Here is a 19,240-nt window from a genome sequence, read left to right on the forward strand (position 1 = left end):
CTCTGACTTCCCCTTCAGGGCGCCACACGGCGCCCTTTTTTTGTCTTCATGATCAGGGGCCACTGCCGGGACAAACCTTACTGTGTTTTCTGCGATGGAATTCTTTAGCAAATGTGTCAACGCTCACAAATAACACTAAAATGAAATCTTCTTTTATTTGTTACCCTGGGTAACGAATCACCGAGAACGGTAAACATCCACTTTAATATCGTTTCTCTCTCCTGGTCTTGGATCACGAAAACCCCATAAAACCTAACGCCTTTATTCCAGAAACAGGCTCTTCGCTCCCTATTTCCCTTCAACTTCGACGTTGGTCTGTCTTGACCACATACCCGTCGGTATGTATGAATTGAATCCGACGTATCGCTTTTTGAAATAATGGTTCAAAAAAACAAAAGGCGAGGGTCAGGATTTTAACGCCCGATGGGACCGGGAGTGACAACAAGTGCGCTACAACAACGTTCACAACAACAAACGGAATGTCTACCCGGCTCATCACCGGGTAGTGGGAGAGCAAAATAATGCGAAGCAAAGCGATCGCTGTCGGCTGCAGCAGTGCCCTGGCTCTGGGCCTGCTGACAGCCGCAGCCCCGGCCATGGCTGGCGAAAAACAAATCAATGACGACATCAGTCTCAAATGGAACCTGAAAGCGTCCGTGGGCGCGATTTCCCGTATGGAGTCTGCCCGCAAGGAAAACCTGTTTGCCGGTGATACGCCCGGCGGCACCTCCGGTTCCGCCGTCTCCGACGACGGCAACCTGAACTATGATGGTGGCGAAGTGGTATCTGCCGTCGCCAAGGCAGTGGGCGACGTCAACCTGCAGTACAGGAACTACGGCCTGTTTGTGCGTGCCAAGGGCTGGTACGACTATGTGCAGAAAGAGAAGGATGTCCCCCACGGCAACTTCCCCAATGAATTTGTCGGTGGCGAGCCGCTCAGCGATGACGGCTTTGATCGCAACTCCAAATTCCAGGGAGCCACCTTCCAGGCCTTTTTTGTCCACGGCACCTTTCAGGTCAATGAGCAGCCGCTGAAGTTGAAGGCGGGTCGCCAGACGCTATTGTGGGGGCGTAGCCTCTATTCCCGGGGCTCCCTCAGTGCGTTGAACGCCATTGACCTGGCAGCCCTGCACCGCCCCGGTGCCGAGTACACCGAGTTCCTCAAACCCGCTGGCATGGTGACCGCCGACTACCAGTTTACCGACCGGCTCTCCATGAAATCCTTTTACCAGTATGAGTGGCGGGCAGCGAACCTGGATGGCTGCGGCACCTTTTTCTCCACGCTCGACAACACCGCCGTCGGGTGTGATGCCACCTTCTCCAGTTCCGTCATCATTCCCAACAAAACCGCCTTTGAAAACGGTCTCTACATTCCACGTCGAGACGAAAAAGAGCCGGATGATGGCGGTCAGTACGGGCTGAAATTCGACTATGCCTTCCCGAAATCCAAGGCCAAGGTGGGCGCCTACTTCCTGAACTATCACATGCGTCTGCCGATCTATTCGGTGACCAAGGAAGACAGCCCGCTGGCACAGGGGATTACCGCCGGCAACGACATCGCCTACTTCTATGAATACCCGGAAGATATTCAGGTGATCGGCCTCACCGCCGACAAGACCTTCGAAGGGATCGGCAACCTGGCCATGAACCTGAGCTATCTGCCGGATATGCCGGTCCAGATCAACACGCCGGATCTGACTACCTCGCGGGTGCTGGAAGCCAATGGCGTACCGGCAGCCGCCGCACAGGGGTTTGCCACCGTTCCCCAGGACACCATTGATTATGTCTATGGCTCGGGCAACGAAGTGACCGGCTTCAAGGAGTTCGATATTCAGCGTGCCGAATTCACCTTTACCACGGTTATCCCCAAAGTACTGGGCGCCCAGAAAACCATCGTTTCTGCCCAGGTCGGCTCGGAATTCATTCAGGATTTGCCGGACCAGGAAGACATGCGTTTTCGCCGCCACACCAACTTCGGTGTCGGTGATCTGGGCGAGGACGGCTATGTGACTGACTTCAGCTGGGGCTACCAACTGACGCTGAAATCCACCTATGCCAATGCCATTGGCCCGGTGACACTGACTCCGTCACTGACCCTGCAGCACGGTGTAGAAGGCTACTCCAGTGATGACGCCCTTCAGGAAGACCAGCGCAGCCTGGGCCTGGGTATCGGCATGGGCTACAAGAAGCTCAGCGCGGACCTGTCTTACACCACCTATAACGATGCCAGCTATAGCGTAGTCAACGACCGGGATTACCTGTCCCTGAGCACCACCTACAGCTTCTGAGACGACAAAGGACACCGCAGGCTACCCCCCGGTGGCCTGCCAACCAGAATGAGGATGGAACGATGAGAAAACTGCAATTCGCCATGGTGGCCCTGTTCGCTGTGCTGCTCATGGCCTGTGCCTCCGGCTACCACGATACCCGTGTGGTCAACACCCAGACCGGCGTAGAAAAAGACCCACAGGGTCCCTACCAGTCATTGGTGGTGGGGGTCCTCGTTGAGCACGAACTGCGTGGTCACCTGGAAAACGCCATCGTTGCCAGGTTTGCCGAGCAAGGCATCAAGGCCACCGCCGCCCATACGGTCTTTGGTGACAAAGGCATCGAAGGCAAAAGCCGCGACTATCTGGCAGAACGCATGCAAGAAAACGGCTTCGACAGCGCCCTGGCGATCCACCTGGAAGAACAGCGCAGCGAAACCCTTGAGGTCAAAGGCGACCCGGGCGCGGCCGTCCCGATCGCCGGCACCATGACCATGCGTCCCCAAGTGTTCAGCGATGACTTTTTCGTCAATGAGGACATCTATGTGGTTCGGCTGGACCTGTGGGACGTGGCGCAACAAGCCATCATCTGGCAAGGCAACACCGTCAGCTTTAACACCGGCGGCTTCAAGGGCCTGGAAAAAGGGGCCGGCCACTTTGCCCAGGTCATCACCAACGCCATCGGCAAGGCCGATATCTTCTGATTCTGTTTTCTCCTTGATTGTCTCCACCTTCCTTGCCCACTTCGGTGGGCATTTTTTTGCCCTGTCACGCCCCTGTCATCCCGGCCCGGCATATTGACCTCCTATCACGGAGAGAGGCTCGCCCTCTTGCTTCTGGCAGGCGTCATCGCTAGGCTTGAAAGCTGAACTCAACGAGATTTCATCATGAACGCAGCCCGCCACAATCACAGCATGCCTGCAGACCGCAAAACGGTCGGCACCGTTGTGCCCGCTGCCTTCTATTACGGGTATTGGTTTAGCCGCTCGCGCGCCTGACTTATACCCAGGCGCGCCCGCTACGGGACGCCTGCCGAAACACGAAAACCCCGGTCGGTATCCCGCCCGGGGTTTTTTATTGCCCAGACAAGCGCACGACAGAGGACAAACAGCATGTATCGATATAGCCAGCACTTTAAAGCATCGCGATTTAGCCAGTGGCAGCGCCCGCTCCAGCGAACACTACGATCGAATCACGCGCGACGATAATGCGCACAGAACGTTAAGGAATGACCATGCAACAGACACAGAGCCACATCGCCAGCCCCGCCGACCCCCGTTCGCGCCGCAGCGTGCCACTGCCCTCCCCCAGCGCAATGCGCGAGCGCCTGCCGGTGGACGCCCAGCTGGCGGCACAAATCCAGGCCCATCGACAGACCGTACGCGATATTCTCAACGGCGAAGACGACCGCCTTTTAGTGATCACCGGTCCCTGCTCGCTCCATGACCCGAAATCCGCCCTGGAATACGGCCATCGCCTCAGCGAACTGTCCCGTCAGCTGGACGACAGGATATTCCTGGTAATGCGTGCCTACGTGGAGAAACCCCGCACCACGGTGGGCTGGAAAGGTCTGCTTTACGATCCGCACCTGGACGGTAGCAACGACATCGGCACCGGTCTGAACGTGTCTCGCCATCTTTTGCTGGACCTGGCTCGTCTGGGTCTGCCCCTGGCCACGGAACTGTTGCATCCCATGGCCGCCGACTACCTGGGCGACCTGCTCAGCTGGGCGGCCATTGGCGCCCGCACCACCGAATCCCAGATCCACCGGGAGATGGTCAGCGGTCTGCCCATGCCCGTGGGTTTCAAGAACGGTACTGACGGCAGCATCGATGTGGCCAGTGACGCCATGGGCGCCGCCGAGCATCCCCACACGCACCTGGGCATCGACCACAACGGTCACAGTGCGTTGCTGCAAACCGCCGGCAACCTGGATACGCACCTGGTGCTTCGCGGTGGGCATCATGGCCCCAATTACGATGCAGAAAATATTCGCAGTGCCGTCAATGCCTTGCAGGCGAAAGGCCGCAACCCACGACTGATCATCGACTGCAGCCACGCCAACAGTGGCAAAGACCCGCTCAAACAGCCGGAAGTACTGCAGGATCTGCTTGCACAACGCCGCAACGGGCAAAAGCATATCGCCGGAATCATGCTGGAAAGTCACCTGCAGGATGGCAAACAGCCGCTGAAAAAGCCCCTCCAGTACGGCCTGTCCATCACCGATGGTTGCCTGGGCTGGGACAGGACAGCGCAGTTACTCTGCGGCATCGATTAGAGCGGTTCACAGGGACGAACCCGGCAGGAAATATTGATCCAAATCACGACACCGGCACCTATTCAGTAAAGGCGATGGTGTCGTGATATTGTCGAGATAACAGACTGGAGACCTGCACCATGACACTGGAACAATTGATTACCGCTTTCGTACTGTTCCTCAGCAGCATTGCCTTGGTGGCGTTTATTGTTTATCTGAAAAATCAGTCAAAAAACTAATATGGCGCCGTCGCATGTAGCGTTAAAACGCTTATTTCCCCAACACCTTGAACCGGTGGCCTAATCGAAACCCCTGGTCATCCACCAGCGTCAGCGTATGCCAACCGGGTTCAGCGATGATCGCCTGCTCATGGAAATGACGGGTCTTGCCGAGAAAACGATCATCCAGGTGCCAGAACAGTTCTGCCTCACTGCGCTGATGGACAGCGCGGAATACTGCACGTCCCAAACGACCATTCAGCTCCACAGGAATGTAGATAGCGGTGCCCGCATGGGGGTAGACCAGTGCCATGGGTGGCTCGCTTTGCATGGCGCGGGCGCCGGCCACACAGTCCGCCCGCCAGGACGGCAAGGGCCGATACTCCGGATGATGGCGGCGATAGAACCAGGCGTGGGCGGGTGGTAGTACAAACCAGTCCCGATGCTGCATCTGACTCACTGATTCACACTGACTGTGCACCCGTTGGCCATTGGCATCCAGGTGCACGCGGATATGGTGTGGCGTGACAGTCTGAAAATGGCTCTGCCGCGGAGCCCACTGGTCCGCGGTCTCACACCGGCCCCCTGCCAGGTAGCCATCATCGGCACAAACCTGCACGGTTTTCAGCTCATCCAATGGCGGCTGTGGCCAGGACGCAGTCCCCAGCAGGCTGAACACATCCAGCATCAGTGGTGCCGCCGTCGCCGCGCCCCCGAGTGATGGCGCCGGCTCACCATTGCCGTTGCCCGCCCAGACACCCACCGTATATTGCCCATTACTGCCGATGGCCCAGGCATCACGCAGTCCATAGCTGGTGCCGGATTTCCAGGCAATTGGCTGGCTGGAGGTGAACAGTCGCCACTGCTGTGCCGTGCCTGGTCTGGCGACCTCCCGCATGGCCTCCAGGGTAAGCCAGGCAGCACCGGGGCTCAGTGCCATCCCCGGTGCCGTGGCGGTTTGTTGCTCTGCCAGTGTTCTCACCGGTTCTGCTGGTAGCCCGCTGGCGCTTGCCATCATCTGCGCATAAATGGCGGTGAGCTCGTCCAGGCGTCCTTCTGCACCACCGAGAATCAGGGTGAGTCCGTAGTCTTCCGCGCTGCGAAACAGGGTGGTCATGCCCAGGCGCTGGAGTTCGCTATGAAAGCGTCCCAACCCGTAGTCTTTCAACATACGTACCGCAGGAATGTTCAGCGACTGGCTAAGGGCTTGATGGGCTGGCACCGCGCCCCGATAACCATGATCAAAGTTTTCCGGGCTGAAACCACCGTAGTTAGTGGGCAGATCTGCCACCAGGGTGCCGGGTAGCAGGCGCCCGTCATCCAGCATCAAGCCGTACAACAAGGGTTTGAGCACACTGCCGGTGGAACGGGGGGCACTGGCGATGTCCACGGCGGCGCCGTACTCCACAGGGTCCCCATGGGAGACATTGCCCACATAAGCGCGGGTCTGTCGTTGCTGATGATCAATGACCACCACCGCCACGTTATGCACCCCATCGCGGGCCAGCCGCCGACCATGTTGCCGGGCCAATTCCTGAACCCGCCGTTGAAGATCCGCATCCAGCGTTGTGGTCAGTAGCCGTCGCGTTGACGTCTTCGAGAGGGTGTTGAGCAAGTGAGGAGCCAGCCCCGCCAGAGGTCTGGGCGCGGCAGGCAACGGCTCCATCAGCGCCAGGCGCAGGTCTGCCTCAGCCATGGCACCCTGTCGGTGGAGTTGTTGCAGCAGGGCATCACGTTTGGCCAGTAGCCGCTCCCGATTGCGCCCGGGATGAATCAGCGAAGGCGAATTGGGTAGCACTGCCAGCAGGGCCGCCTCCGCCCAGCTCAAGGCTCCGGGTTCGCGGCCAAAATAACGCCAGGATGCGGCACGCAAGCCGACTATGTTGCCACCGAAGGGAGCCCGGCTGGCGTAATGGACAAGGATCTCCGGCTTGCTGAAGTGCCACTCCAGCTGCAATGCCAGTAGCGCCTCACGGGCTTTTTCGGTGAGAGTCCGCGGCGGATCGTCACGCAGTAGCCGGGCCAGCTGCATGCTCAGGGTGGAACCTCCGCTGACCACCCTTCCCGCTTCCAGGTTCAGGCGCATGGCCCGGGCGATGGCCAGCGGATCAATGCCCGGGTGCCGGTAAAAGCGCTTGTCTTCGAACAACAGCAGTGCCTGTTCGTATTTGTCCGGCAGCTGTGCCACCGGCACGAAACGCCACTGCTGATCCTCGGCAATCCGGGCATCCAGCAGACGGCCGTGGCGATCCAGCATCAAGGTGGCGTAGGGCGTGTTATCCAGCCGCTCAGGCAGCGGCCACCATTGCAGGGCCGCCAGCATCAGTAGCGAAGCAAGCCCCCCCCCTATCAGGAGAAAGCGTCTTTTCGGGTATTGTCGCTTCATGGGCTGGCAGACAGAGGGAGACACTGAAAGCCTACTCAACAATGGGGAAAGGGTCGACCGGACAAAAAAACGGGCGCATCAAGCGCCCGTTTTGTGTGGCTTTGCTATGGCTTAAAGGTGAAGACCACACTCGGTTTTCTGCTGGCCTTTCCAGCGGCCTTCGCGGCCTTCGCCCTTGAAGGTACAGTGGCTGCAGCCGATGGAGTTGTAGCCTTCCGCCACCAGCGGGTGGAACGGCAGATCATGCTCCGCGATGTAGCTGTCACGCTGCTCCTTGGTCACGTCGATCATGGGGTTGAACTTGATCATCCCGCCACGCTCTTCGAAGACCTGCAGGCCCGCCCGATGCTCGGTCTGCCAGCCCATCAGGCTGGAAATCCACAGGTCGTAGTTTTCCTTGGCCTCGTCCAGCGGGTTCACCTTGTTCACCTGGCAGCACAGGTCCGGATCGGATTCCCACATGCGGTTTTCCAGGGACACCTGGTGGTGATCCGGGTCCGGCGTCACGTCGATGACGGTCAGGCCGAAGCGGTCAATCAGGTAGTCCTTGTACTTGAGGGTTTCCTCGAAGTGGTAGCCGGTATCAATGAAATGCACCGGCTGATCAGGACGAATCGTGGAGATGATGTGCAGAAAATAGGCAGAGGTCGCCGCGAAGGAAGAGGTCACCATGATCCGTTCGGGAGAAAAATCCTCGAATACCCGGGCGATACGTTCCTCAAAACTCAACGGACCATAGACACGATTCAGCTCCGCCAGGGCCTCTTTGGACAGGCCGGCGGTGTTGTCTCCGAAACGTGTAATAAGCTGTGCACTACCCATGATCTACAGCACCTCAAAACAGGAATTGCGAGTGCCATGATAGGGTTTCAGCGAAGAAGATAAAGGAATATATGGTGATACTTTTATAACATTCGGACATATGCCTCGCGAACCAACCTGTCACCGGGAGCGACTCAGCTGCCCTCCCCCGGCGACAGTGATTCTGCGGGTCAGAACCGGTAGTTCAAGCCCAGACCGATCAGCTCCTGGGAGCCAAAGTCATTATCTACCAGGCGCAGATACTCCAGGCTCATGCTGATGTGCTCTTCCATACCCAGATCAAAACCGCCGCCATAGGAAGCGCCGTCGTCACGCAGGGTTTCGCCGTTGAAGTCATTCTCCACGTAGCTGTAGCCACCGATCAGATACGGGCGAACTGCACCGGCTACGGGCGGCGTCAGTCGGGCATAGACGCCGTAGTGGAAATCGTTTTCCACCTCCACCCCCCGGTAGGAATCATCACCGAAGGCCTTGCCCGCATGGACCTCGGCACTGATCAGTTCATGCAGAACCATGCCTCCCCGCACTGTCAGCCCTGTCAGAGTCACGTTGCTCACCGAACCACGATCGATGTTCAGCATATTCACCTGGGCACCGGTGTAGAACTCCGCCTGTGCTGCAGTACCGGCCAACAGCAAACCCGCTGCAAGCGTTCCACGAAAAATTCCGGATTGTTTCAACATTCAGCTCTCCTTGGTTTTTCTTATCAGTCCCACCGCGGGGAATAGCCCCGCTTACCCATTGAAACTGTCACAGCGGAAAAATGAAAGGGTTACACGCCGGATCCGGTTTGCCGGTCTGATCTGATGACTCAAGTGACGTCTACCACCACGCAGATTTACATAACTTAACAAAAACGGCGGAACGGCTGCTCTCAATCATGTCGGACCTTGCATGTGTCACTCGCGACGACGCAAGACGTTATGACACAGAAACGGCCTTCTGATTTTTATTCGGGGGCATGAATATGCGAAGGAGACTGATTCCATGAAAAAGCCAATGATCACCCTGGCCGCACTACTGTTTTCCGGTGCCCTGACCGCCACCGCCACGGCCCAACAGCCCGGAAACCCCGCCACTCCCCAGCAAAACGCACCGCAAACCCAGACCATGCAGACGCCACAGAATCTGCCGGATGAGTCTGAATTTTCCGATGCGGATCTTGATGCCTTTATTGCCACCCAGAAAGAGATGGCAGGGATCCAGCAGACTTATTCCCGGAAACTGCAAGCCAGCAAGGATGAGCCCCAAAAGGCCATGAAGGTGCAGCAGGAAGCCCAGCAGAAAATGGTAGAAGCCGTGGAAGAGAACGGGCTCGAACTGGAAAGATACAATCAGATCGTTCGCCTGGCACAGCATGATGCGGACTTCCGCGCCACGCTTCAGGAAAAGCTCTAATACTGAGACTTAAAAAAACGCCGGCAAATGCCGGCGTTTTTTCTTCCACTCGCTTTTAGAAATTCACCGTTACCCCGAGCCAGTAACGCCGACCATCTTCCACATAACCGTACTCATCCTCGAAGATTTTCCTGTCGGCCAGATTGTAGATACCGGTATTCAGCTTCGCCTGGGGTGAGAGACGGAACCCTACCCCCGCATCCACCAGGGTATTGGATGGGGCGATGATCGCACTGCTGGATGGGCCGGTGGTCGGCTGGCTTTCCTTACCCCGGTAGCGCACCGTCAGCCAGGGAGAAACCGTGTCCGTGGCCTGCCAGTTGGCCTGCAGACTGGCCAGATGCTCTGGCAGTTGGTTGAGGGGCTCGCCCTTGTAATCGCCGGATTTTTGCTCGGAATCCGTATAGGTATAACTCAGGTTCAGGGACAGCACCCGGTAGAACGTGGTCGACAGGGCAGCTTCCACACCCTGGGTTACCGCTTCATCCACATTGACCCGATAGGTGGGGTCGGAACCGAACTGGTTGGGGCCATCAGTGCAGATCTCGATCGGACAGGCGATGCGGGTGATCTTGTCTTCAAAGTCGTTATGGAAAACCGTGACATTGGCCTGAAGGTCCCGGCCGGCGTTGAAGTACAGCCCCAGCTCCTTGTTCACGGACGTTTCCGGCTCCAGATCCGGGTTACCATAGATATTGCCACCGCGGCTCACCTGTCCCCAATCCGGAGTAATCTCTCGCAGGGAGGGAGACCGGAAGCCGGTGGAGACACCGCCTTTCAGGGTCCAGCGGGGGCTGAACCCCCACACGCCATAAAGACGCGGGCTGAAGTGGCTACCAAAGTCATCATCGTCATCCATCCGTGCCCCGGCGGTAAGCGCGAACGTATCCGTGAGCATCCATTCGTCTTCCGCAAAGAGTGCGTATTTGGCGGTATCAATTCGGGTACGGTCGGAAATCCGGTTGGAGGTCTTGTCGGAGAGCGCTTCCTCGATAAAGTCCGCACCCAGTGTCAGCCGGTGATCCCCCAGCGGCATCACCAGTGACGTCTTGGCAGAGGTGTTGGTAATCACCATTTCGCGGCTCTCGTTTTCCGCCCTCTCCCGTTGCACGTAGGTGTCTGAGGTACCGATTGCCCAGCGTCCAGTATGGCTCAATGAAAAAGCTTCGCGGGTACTGCGGTTGTCGGAATCGGTACACCCACCCCGGCAGCCGGTCGCCTGGGCACTGTAGCCGATCAGAGAGCGGCGCCGCTGGTCCACCTGGCTGGCCTCCAGCACGACGTCGTGATCCTTGCTGGGTGTCACCGACAATTTGGCAGTCAGATTTTTCAGGTTTTTTTCTTCAAAACCGTTTTCAAACAAATCTTCTTCCCGATCCTGGAAGCGACCATAAAGCTGCAAACCGACCAGGCCGTCCTTGAGAGGGCCGGTGAGGCTGAAATTACCCTGCTTGATATCACCGGAGCGGGAGTCATCCTGAATAATGGTGTCCAGCTGAACGGCGCCTCCCCACTCGTCGGCCACCTTGCGGGTAATCACATTGATCACCCCGCCAATGGCATCGGATCCGTAAAGGGTGGACATGGGACCGCGCACCACCTCAATCCGCTCGATACTTTGCAGGGGCGGCAGCCAGTCCTGCTCGAAACCGGCACTGCCGTTGGGACGGGTTTCGCGAGTGGAAACCCGTTTGCCATCCACCAGAATCAAGGTATACGCCGAAGGCATACCGCGCATGACAATATCCGTGCCGCGATCACCGGAACCCCCACCGGTAACAATCACCCCGGGAATATCGCGCAGGGCATCGGTGGCATCCTTGTAGTAGCGCTGCTCAATCTGCTCCCGGTTAATCACGCTGATGGAAGCCGGCGCATCTTCCACTTGCTGAGCGAAGCCACCGGCAGTCACGGAAATCTGCCCCAGTTCATGGCTCCCCTGTTCTGCCCAGGCCATTCCGCTGGTCGCCAACAGCACTAACCCCAGGTTCCCCAAACGCATTCCCATCTTCCTTATCTCCTCAATCATCTCGACAACAGGACCGGACGCTCAAACAGAGACGGATCCCCCGAACACGGCCAGAGCCGCATAAACATGAATGAACATGCTTCACGGCAAGAGATGATATTGATTCTTATTTGCAGATAAAGAAGATTTACAAACTATACAGCCGCCGGCAGGCGCAGGTGGATCCGCAGACCTGGACTCACGTTTTCGGCCCATAGCTGGCCGCCCAGGCGCTGTACCGCACGGCGGGCAATGCTCAACCCCAGACCGAAACCACTGTTGCCGGCACGGGCACTGTCCAGCCGGACGAAAGGCGCGAAGATATCCTCCAGCCGCTCCGCAGGCACACCGGGCCCCTGATCAGTCACCCACAGGTGCCACCACATGCCTTCCCTGGCGCCGCAGAGGGACACACTTCCCTGGGCGGGAGAATAGCGCACCGCGTTCCGCACCAGGTTTTCCAGTACCTGGGCCAGGGCATTCAGATTGCCGCGGACCTGGGCGTCGACAGGCAAGTCACAGGGGAAGCGGGAGGGATGCCAGTCACTTTCGAACGCGGCGTTATCGCTCACCACATCCCACAGTGCCCACAACGAAATTGACTCCTGCCCGGCATCATCGGACTCCGTGTCCTGCCATCCCAGTGCCAGGGTATCGTTCACCAGGGTACGCATCTGGATCAGCTCCCTGGCCACCCGTTGCCGCAGGGCTTGCTCGTCCATCTGGCTTTCCAGGGCCACCGCCAGACGACTGAGGGGCGTACGCAACTCGTGGGACATGTCATTGAGGAGCTGGCGCTGGGTGGTCAGCATGGCCGACACCTGTTCGGCCATGTGATTGAAGCTGCGGGCCACATCACCAAATTCGTCCCGGCGCTGACTCAGCGGTGGGTGGACCCGGGCCTCCGGGTCATCCTTGAATTGCATCACCTGCTGCTGCAAGCCGCGCAGCGGCCCGCGGACGCGCCAGAACAGCACCAGCCCCAGTGCCAGGGCCACCAGGGCGGGTAACCCCACCATTAACAGGGACTCCCATATCGGCCAGTCCTGAGCAGGCATGAAGCGAGGCGGTAGCTGCATGACCAGGCGACCCTGTTCCGGTCGCTGGGGAAAAGGCACACCGATATAAGGCATGGAGCGATAACGAAAACTCATGCGCCACTCCAGCCCCCGCTGAAACCGCAGGCCGTCCCGCTCTGATTCTGTCAGCGGCATACCGCTGAGCGACTGGTCATCCTGGCTGACCACCATGATGTCGCCGGGTTCATGCTCAGCCACGGCAGCGATCCAGGCCGCCACACCCGGAGCCCCCTCCTTCAGCCAGGCTTGTTCCGCATCGGCGGCATAACCGCGCATCACGGTTTTCGCCTCATTACTGAGCAACAACGCCCGGTTACTCAGGGTGCGATTGAGCCAGTGGCTGAGCGTGACGGTACACACCGCCGTTACCATCAGCAGCATTGCCAGTCGCCAAAGCAGGGAATGTCGATCAAGCATCACAGATGAGCGGTCACCAGGGTATAGCCCTGCCCCCAGACGGTGCGCACGGTGGATTCCGACACCCCGGCAGCACGCAACTTGCGGCGCAGATGGCTGACATGCAAGTCCAGGCTGCGGTCGTGGCGACCCCATCCCCGATACAGCACAGCCTGATAGAGGAAGGGCTTGCTCAACACCTGGTCACGGTGCTCCAGCAACACCTGCAGGAGACGGAATTCAGTGCCGGTCAGGCCCAGATCCTGATGCCGATAACTCGCACCCTGGCTGGCCTCGTCCAGCACCAGACCACCGGCGGCTTCCGTTAGCGCAGGCCGATGCCGCTCCAGGCTGACCCGCCGTAACAGCGCCTCCACCCGTACCGCCAGTTCGGCCATGCTGAACGGCTTTGGCAGGTAATCATCGGCGCCACCAATCAGCCCTTGAATCCTGGCCTGCTCGTCACCCAGGGCGGACACCACGATCACGGGCACCGGGCTTCTCCGGCGAAGCTGTGCCAGCAATTCCAGCCCATTCAGACCGGGCAGCAGGATGTCCAGCAATACCAGATCAAAGTCACCGGAAGCCGCCGCCGCCAAACCCCGGGCGCCATCCGCACAGAGGGTGGTTTGATAACGGCGCTCCGTCAGAAAGTCACGCAGATGGGCGCCGAGTAGCGCATCGTCTTCGATGATCAGCAGGCGGGAAGGGATATGGGCAACGGCATTCATTCGCGAATGATAAGAATTACCATTCGCTGAATCCAGCATTATTTGAATCAAATTCAAAAAAGGGCTCCGTCTTACATTCTTTACAGCCCCCGCGTCTATTTAAAAAGAACCATTCTCATTACCATCCCTGGCATCGAAATTTGCCGAGCCCTCCCCCGCTGTGAACAAGAAACGCAAAGCCTTCTGGCTGAAACAGCTCCACCAATGGCACTGGATCACCTCGGCCCTGTGCCTGATCAGCCTGCTGTTATTCAGCCTCACCGGGATCACCCTGAACCATGCCAGCGCCATTGGTGCAGATCCGACGGTACAGGAACAGGAAGCCCTATTGCCCGCCCCACTGCGGCAACAGCTCGCCCTCAGGCAAGAAGGGGCCCTGCCCATGCCCGTCCGCGTCTGGCTGGAACGGGAGATGCAGATCCGTACCGGTGACAAAGTCGCCGAATGGTCCGCCGGGGAAGTCTATCTGGCCCTGCCCCGCCCCGGCGGCGATGCCTGGCTGGCCATTGATCTCAATGATGGCAGCGTGCTGGCCGAACAGACCGACCGGGGCTGGATCGCCTTTTTCAATGACCTGCACAAGGGACGGCATACCGGCGCGGCCTGGACCTGGTTTATCGACATCTTCGCCGTGGCCAGCCTGCTGTTCGCACTCACCGGCCTTGGGCTGATGATGCTCCACGCCAAACGTCGTCCGGCCACCTGGCCGGTGACCCTGGCCGGGCTGGCACTGCCCTGGTTACTGATCGTGTTTTTCATGCACTAAAAGGACAGCCCCATGCGTTTATTCCCCGTCTTGCTGTTTTCTCTGCTGGCCGGTTATGCCGGCGCCGATACCTTTCAGGTGGAAGTGGAAATCCCCCGATTAAGAGTGGCGGAATACCACGCGCCCTACGTGGCCTTCTGGGTAGAAAACAGTGATCGCAGCACCATCCTGCCACTGGGCCTGTGGTACGACGACCAGGAAAAGTGGCTCAAGGATATCCGCCAATGGTGGCGACGTACCGGCCGTGGCCAGCAAAAGCCCTATGACGGCCTCACCGGCGCCACCCGCAGCCCGGGCAAACACTCGGTGGATTTCAGCGAACTGCAACGCCTGCAGGAGCTGCCGAAGGGGAATTACCAACTGGTGGTGGAAGCCTCTCGGGAAGTGGGCGGCCGTGAAGTGGTGCGTCTGCCCTTCCAGTGGCCCGCCAGCCGACCTCAGCAACACCAGGCTAACGGTAGCAGTGAACTGGGCACCGTCACGTTGACCCTCACCCCCTGACGCCAATCACCATGAAAAGGAGAACACCATGAACACCACACTGAAGCGCATCAGCCTGTTATCCCTGCTGGCAATGGCATTGCCCGCCCAGGCCCACAAGCTGTGGCTGCTGCCCAGCCATACCAGTGTCTCCGAGCCCCAGTGGGTCACCGTGGATGCCAGCATCTCCAATGACATCTTCGCCGTGGAGCGCGCCTACCCGCTGGATTATCTGCAAGTCACCGGCCCGGATGGTCAGGCCGCTACCGTGGAAAATCTGCTTAAAGGTCACCGCCGCAGCGTCTTCGATGTGAACCTGGACAAACCCGGCAGCTACCGGATCGCCGTGGCCAACCCCGGTTATTTCCTGATGTACCAGGTGAACGGTGAACGTCAACGCGCCCGTGGCATGAATGCGGACAAACTGCTCGCCGAGCTCCCCAAAAATGCCAGCGACGTAACCCTGATTGAAGTCCATAACCGCCTGGAGACTGTGGTCACCCTGGGCGCTCCGACCCCCATTGCGCCCACCGGTAAAGGCATGGAACTGGAAATGCTGACCCACCCCAACGATCTGTACGCGGGTGAAACCTCGCAATGGCGTCTGCTGGTAGACGGCAAACCGGCCACCGGTGTGGCAATGGAACTGGTCCCCGGCGGCACCCGTTATCGGGATAGCCAGGACAACTGGACCGTGATCAGCGACGACAAGGGGATGCTGTCCATCACCTGGCCGGCCGCCGGTCGCTACTACCTGGAAGCCGCCAGCACTGATGACAGGGTCAGCAACCCGAAAGCCGACCAGCGCCGGCTGCAATATCTGGGGACCGTGGAAGTGTTGCCGATGTGAGAGGCGGCGGCGAGCGTCTAGCTGCTTGCTTCGAGTGTATCGCGGGTGGGCCCGTGCAGAATAAAAACGCCCTGCCCGCGACATTATTCCTGGCCTTTCTGTAGGAGCGTCGCTGGCGGCGCGATTCGGACTTTAGGGAGGGCTGGGCTCTTTATGTAGGAGCTATGCCCGGGCGAGCACTTCCCAACCTTTCCCTACCCAACCGAGCGTAGCTCGTAGCTCGAAACTATCCCTTCAAACCCTGACTTCGGTCTGCACTTTTTTCGCGGCACGGCCCATCACATCGATGATTTTTTCCCGTTCGCGTTTTTTCAGTTCGGCACTTTTCACGTGCAGGCTGAAGCCCTCCGCTTCAAAGTCCAGGTCCACCGTCTTGTCCTGTTTCAGGTCAGTGGCGGATCGGGCCAGCGTCTTGAGGATGGAGTTCTTGTCGAAATTGCGCACCCGCTGCACATCCAGATGAATGCCGAAGCCCTGGGTTTCAGCGGATACATAGCGGTTGCGGGCGCCGGCATCCTTCTTGGCCCCCATGGCTTCATACACCGGAATCGGCCGGTTGAATCCCTTGACCTGAATGTCGCCAATATTGCGGCACTGAATACGGTCTTTCACCAGCTCCTGGGTGGCCTGGGAAATCAGTACACCACCGGGGCGACAGGCGGATTCCAGTCGGCTGGCCAGGTTCACGTCGGTACCCAGAATGGTGTAATCCATTCGCGAGTCGGTACCGAAGTTGCCCACTGTCACGTAGCCGGTATTGATACCAATGCGGATTTCCAGCTTGTGATCAATGCCCTCCCGCTTCCAGCGCTGACGCAGCAGTTTCATCTGCTCCTGCATTTCGATGGCCATCATGACACAGTGGAAGGCATCTTCCTGGGCACCGGCGCTTTTGGGATCGCCAAAAAATACCATCACCGCGTCCCCGATAAACTTGTCGATGGTGCCGCCATGACGCAAAGCGATGCGGGTCATTTCACTGAGATAGGTATTGAGCATGCTGGTCAGGGTTTCCAGCGGCAGCTCCTCGGAAATGGCACTGAAGCCCTTGATGTCGGAAAAGAACACCGTCAGCCGTTTGCGGCGGGTTTCCAGCTTGGCATCACGCTTACCGGAAAACAGCGATCCCCACACCTGGGGCGGCAGATACTTGGCCAGTTTGCGCGACATATCCACCGCCTGCTTCTGCTGGCGGCGCACGGCATCCTGGGCTTGCTTCAGATAACGGGCCTGGAGATGCGCAAAGGCGGAAGATGCCCCCACATAGATCCCCAGGCCCAACAGGGAAATGACCGTCAGCAAGATCGGTGACTGCTCCACCGGCAAGGCGGGAAAACCCAGAATCCAGCCCATCACCAGCGCACCGATGGCCGTCATCAACAGGTTCAGTAGCCAGGGCTTCAGGCCACCACTGCTCACCGCATTGGCATGCACAATGATCAACAACACCATCGAGGGCACCAACGCGAAATGCAGCAGGGCACAGACCACACCGATGATCATCGCATCGGCCTGCATCAAAAGTGTATGAACCGGCTTTTGCGGGCGATCCTGCCTTTCGGCCAGAAGCAGCAAGCCTTGGGCGGTCAAAGGATATACAAGCAACCCCGCCACCCCGAGCATGTAAATCTGTGGGTACAATTCCAGCTTGAGGCCGGCCATGAGAATCATGGCAGCCACCAGAAAAGCCAGTAAACGGATGTAATTGGCCTGACGCCGCGCCCGCTCCATGGGACCGATATGCAGTCGGCGGGCTTTCTTTTTGATTGAGCTTGGCATGTGAACCGTTTCACGTGATTTGCGAGAAGCTTATCCGTTTCCCTTCTAAGAAAAAAGACTGGCATGATCAAAGGCAGACAGATAGCGGTGACTGGGACTTGTTATCAAATCGGGCTACCATGGCGCCCCAGTACAAGGAGCCCTGAATGGACACCATCACCGCCCTGACCACCCGTGTTTCCAGCCCCCGTCTGGACCAGCCAGGCCCCAGCGATGAGCAGCTCGACCTGTTGCTGCGCGCGGCTATCCGTGCACCGGACCATGGCCTGTTGCGTCCCTGGCGGTTTATCGTCCTGGAAGGCGAGCAACGGGAACGGCTGGGCGACATCATGGAAGCCCAACTCCTGGAGGAGCAGCCGGAGGCCGATACACGCAGCCGGGAAATTGCCCGCAGCAAGGCAATGCGTGCACCGACCATCATCGTGGCCGTGGCGGAGGTCACCGAGAACCACAAGATTCCCGTGTGGGAACAGGTGCTGGCCGTTGGCGCCGCCGTACAGAACATGATGGTCGCCGCCTATGAACTGAACCTGGGCGCCATGTGGCGAACCGGTGCCATGGCCAACTCCGATCTGGCCAAGCGCATGCTGGGCTTTGCCCCCAAGGATCAGGTGGTGGCCTACCTGTATCTGGGCACCCCGCTGGGCAATCTGAAAAGCCTGCCGGATGAGTCACCCGCCGACTTCATCCGTACCCTGCCATGATGGATCTGGCCGCGCTGGGAGAACGGGTCCGCGACGCCATCCCCCTGACTCGTCATCTGGATTTCACCTTCGCCGATTTCGACGGTCTCTGCCTGGTCGTCACCGCACCCCTGGCACCCAACCACAATGACAAGGGCACCTTCTTTGCCGGCAGCCAGTCTGCCCTGCTCACTCTGGCCGGCTGGGGACTGACCACGCTGGCGGCCCAGCAGAGCGGTCACCCGGCCGACGTGGTGGCCGTGGAAACCTCGCTGGAATACAAATTACCGCTGGACGGTGATCTGCATATCGCCGCGACCATCAGCGAAGAAGACCGGGATCGCTTCACCCAGCGTCTCAGCCGACGGGGCAAGGCCACGCTTCGCATTCATGCCACGGGCACTGCCTCCGACGGCCAGGTGGTTTGCCTGTATCAGGGCCTGTACCTGGCTAGAACCTGAATCTCCCGCCCGGAACTGCTCAAACCCTGACCAACCAGGCAGTGAGGCGCTTGCCTCAGGCCCCACCCTCCGGTACTCTACGCGCCCTCAAGAGTTGGCCAGATGGCTCTTGAGCACAATCAGTTCAAGGTGGGGTGTCCGAGTGGCCGAAGGAGCACGCCTGGAAAGTGTGTATACGGAAACGTATCGAGGGTTCGAATCCCTCCCCCACCGCCAAAAAAAGAAAGCCCTGTAATTTCAACGAGTTACAGGGTTTTTTCTTGGGCGTTTTGTAGCAAACTTTTGTAGCATTTATTCAAAAATCAGGGCCACAAGCCCAAAGAACAAACCCAGAATCAAGTTTGCCACAACAAAATGCCCCCATATCGCAAAGGCACGATTCAAAAACTTGGGATCAACAACTCGTGTCGCAGCCCCTCCTCTTTTCTCAATCGCATCTAGACGATCTATAAGCCCTTTCACAATAACGCCAAGCTCCGCAACAGCAGCATCCCTATCAAGCTTTTTCCAAACCCCATTAACTTCTTTGTATCCCCTAAGCAATAGCTCAAGACGTATCTCCGAGAGGAAATCAGAAGAATATTTCCCCCTCTCATCATTGATACTTTCTAGTAGTTCTTCATCCAGACTTTTCTCAATATCCATAGTCTAATATCCCT

At 58.4% G+C, this 19,240-nt stretch carries 17 protein-coding genes and 1 tRNA gene; 10 read left to right on the plus strand and 8 right to left on the minus strand.

The genetic code is table 11. From position 1 onward, the window contains the following. The first annotated feature begins 521 nt into the window (after positions 1-521). The 3 genes from C4S63_RS14065 (at position 522) to C4S63_RS14075 (ending at position 4,545) form a co-directional block, all read left to right on the plus strand. Positions 522-2,288 carry a DUF1302 domain-containing protein gene (locus C4S63_RS14065; protein WP_103917958.1) on the plus strand — a complete coding sequence of 589 codons (1,767 nt, stop codon included), beginning with the start codon at positions 522-524 and terminating at the stop codon, positions 2,286-2,288. 62 nt (positions 2,289-2,350) lie between these two features. Then, positions 2,351-2,971 carry a hypothetical protein gene (locus tag C4S63_RS14070; protein WP_103917959.1) on the plus strand — a complete coding sequence of 207 codons (621 nt, stop codon included), beginning with the start codon at positions 2,351-2,353 and terminating at the stop codon, positions 2,969-2,971. 524 nt (positions 2,972-3,495) lie between these two features. After that, positions 3,496-4,545, plus strand: coding sequence for a 3-deoxy-7-phosphoheptulonate synthase (locus tag C4S63_RS14075; protein WP_369826446.1), 1,050 nt, complete (start codon positions 3,496-3,498; stop codon positions 4,543-4,545). Positions 4,546-4,794: 249 nt separating this feature from the next. Here C4S63_RS14075 and pbpC read toward each other — a convergent pair whose 3' ends face one another. From pbpC to C4S63_RS14090, 3 genes are all read right to left on the minus strand, one after another. Further along, positions 4,795-7,128, minus strand: coding sequence for a penicillin-binding protein 1C (gene pbpC, locus C4S63_RS14080; protein WP_103917961.1), 2,334 nt, complete (start codon positions 7,126-7,128; stop codon positions 4,795-4,797). 111 nt (positions 7,129-7,239) lie between these two features. After that, a complete protein-coding gene (locus C4S63_RS14085; RefSeq protein WP_062817796.1) occupies positions 7,240-7,950 on the minus strand; it encodes a phosphoadenylyl-sulfate reductase in 711 nt (236 codons plus the stop codon). A gap of 170 nt (positions 7,951-8,120) precedes the next feature. Further along, entirely contained in the window at positions 8,121-8,633 is a 513-nt protein-coding gene (locus C4S63_RS14090) for an outer membrane beta-barrel protein (RefSeq protein WP_063509505.1), read from the minus strand. 304 nt (positions 8,634-8,937) lie between these two features. Between C4S63_RS14090 and C4S63_RS14095 the strand changes: the two genes are divergently transcribed. Beyond that, positions 8,938-9,348 carry a DUF4168 domain-containing protein gene (locus C4S63_RS14095; protein WP_103917962.1) on the plus strand — a complete coding sequence of 137 codons (411 nt, stop codon included), beginning with the start codon at positions 8,938-8,940 and terminating at the stop codon, positions 9,346-9,348. A 55-nt stretch (positions 9,349-9,403) separates the two neighbouring features. On the opposite strand, the gene C4S63_RS14100 is transcribed toward C4S63_RS14095, so the two are convergent. The 3 genes from C4S63_RS14100 to C4S63_RS14110 form a co-directional block, all read right to left on the minus strand. Then, the gene (locus tag C4S63_RS14100; RefSeq protein ID WP_103917963.1) at positions 9,404-11,350 is read right to left on the minus strand and encodes a ligand-gated channel protein; all 1,947 of its coding nucleotides are present in this window, start codon (positions 11,348-11,350) and stop codon (positions 9,404-9,406) included. A gap of 161 nt (positions 11,351-11,511) precedes the next feature. Next, positions 11,512-12,852: a sensor histidine kinase gene (locus C4S63_RS14105; RefSeq protein WP_103917964.1), complete on the minus strand. Its 1,341-nt coding sequence runs from the start codon at positions 12,850-12,852 to the stop codon at positions 11,512-11,514. Continuing rightward, a complete protein-coding gene (locus tag C4S63_RS14110) occupies positions 12,852-13,562 on the minus strand; it encodes a response regulator transcription factor (RefSeq protein ID WP_103917965.1) in 711 nt (236 codons plus the stop codon). The genes C4S63_RS14105 and C4S63_RS14110 overlap by 1 nt, the downstream gene beginning before the upstream one ends. A gap of 160 nt (positions 13,563-13,722) precedes the next feature. Between C4S63_RS14110 and C4S63_RS14115 the strand changes: the two genes are divergently transcribed. Genes C4S63_RS14115 through C4S63_RS14125 form a run of 3 tightly spaced genes read left to right on the plus strand, consistent with a single transcriptional unit; the run spans position 13,723 to position 15,658 of the window. Beyond that, entirely contained in the window at positions 13,723-14,328 is a 606-nt protein-coding gene (locus C4S63_RS14115) for a PepSY-associated TM helix domain-containing protein (protein ID WP_103917966.1), read from the plus strand. 12 nt (positions 14,329-14,340) lie between these two features. Continuing rightward, entirely contained in the window at positions 14,341-14,829 is a 489-nt protein-coding gene (locus tag C4S63_RS14120) for a DUF2271 domain-containing protein (RefSeq protein ID WP_103917967.1), read from the plus strand. A 28-nt stretch (positions 14,830-14,857) separates the two neighbouring features. After that, on the plus strand, positions 14,858-15,658 hold the full coding sequence (locus tag C4S63_RS14125; RefSeq protein WP_103917968.1) for a DUF4198 domain-containing protein: 801 nt from the start codon (positions 14,858-14,860) through the stop codon (positions 15,656-15,658). A gap of 234 nt (positions 15,659-15,892) precedes the next feature. Here C4S63_RS14125 and C4S63_RS14130 read toward each other — a convergent pair whose 3' ends face one another. After that, on the minus strand, positions 15,893-17,437 hold the full coding sequence (locus C4S63_RS14130) for an adenylate/guanylate cyclase domain-containing protein (protein WP_063508575.1): 1,545 nt from the start codon (positions 17,435-17,437) through the stop codon (positions 15,893-15,895). A 146-nt stretch (positions 17,438-17,583) separates the two neighbouring features. On the opposite strand from C4S63_RS14130, the gene C4S63_RS14135 reads away from it, so the two are divergent. The 3 genes from C4S63_RS14135 to C4S63_RS14145 all read left to right on the plus strand — a co-directional run bounded on the left by C4S63_RS14135 (position 17,584) and on the right by C4S63_RS14145 (position 18,797). Next, a complete protein-coding gene (locus tag C4S63_RS14135; RefSeq protein ID WP_062817806.1) occupies positions 17,584-18,141 on the plus strand; it encodes a nitroreductase in 558 nt (185 codons plus the stop codon). Further along, positions 18,138-18,581, plus strand: coding sequence for a YiiD C-terminal domain-containing protein (locus tag C4S63_RS14140; RefSeq protein ID WP_062817807.1), 444 nt, complete (start codon positions 18,138-18,140; stop codon positions 18,579-18,581). Before C4S63_RS14135 ends, C4S63_RS14140 begins: the two co-directional genes overlap by 4 nt. Positions 18,582-18,709: 128 nt before the next feature. Further along, positions 18,710-18,797 (plus strand) — tRNA-Ser (locus tag C4S63_RS14145). A gap of 75 nt (positions 18,798-18,872) precedes the next feature. Here C4S63_RS14145 and C4S63_RS14150 read toward each other — a convergent pair. After that, positions 18,873-19,226: a hypothetical protein gene (locus tag C4S63_RS14150; RefSeq protein WP_103917969.1), complete on the minus strand. Its 354-nt coding sequence runs from the start codon at positions 19,224-19,226 to the stop codon at positions 18,873-18,875. Positions 19,227-19,240 lie beyond the last annotated feature (14 nt).

Origin of the sequence: Alcanivorax sp. DSM 26293 (genome assembly GCF_900107995.1) — a bacterium.
Lineage (GTDB): Bacteria > Pseudomonadota > Gammaproteobacteria > Pseudomonadales > Alcanivoracaceae > Alcanivorax.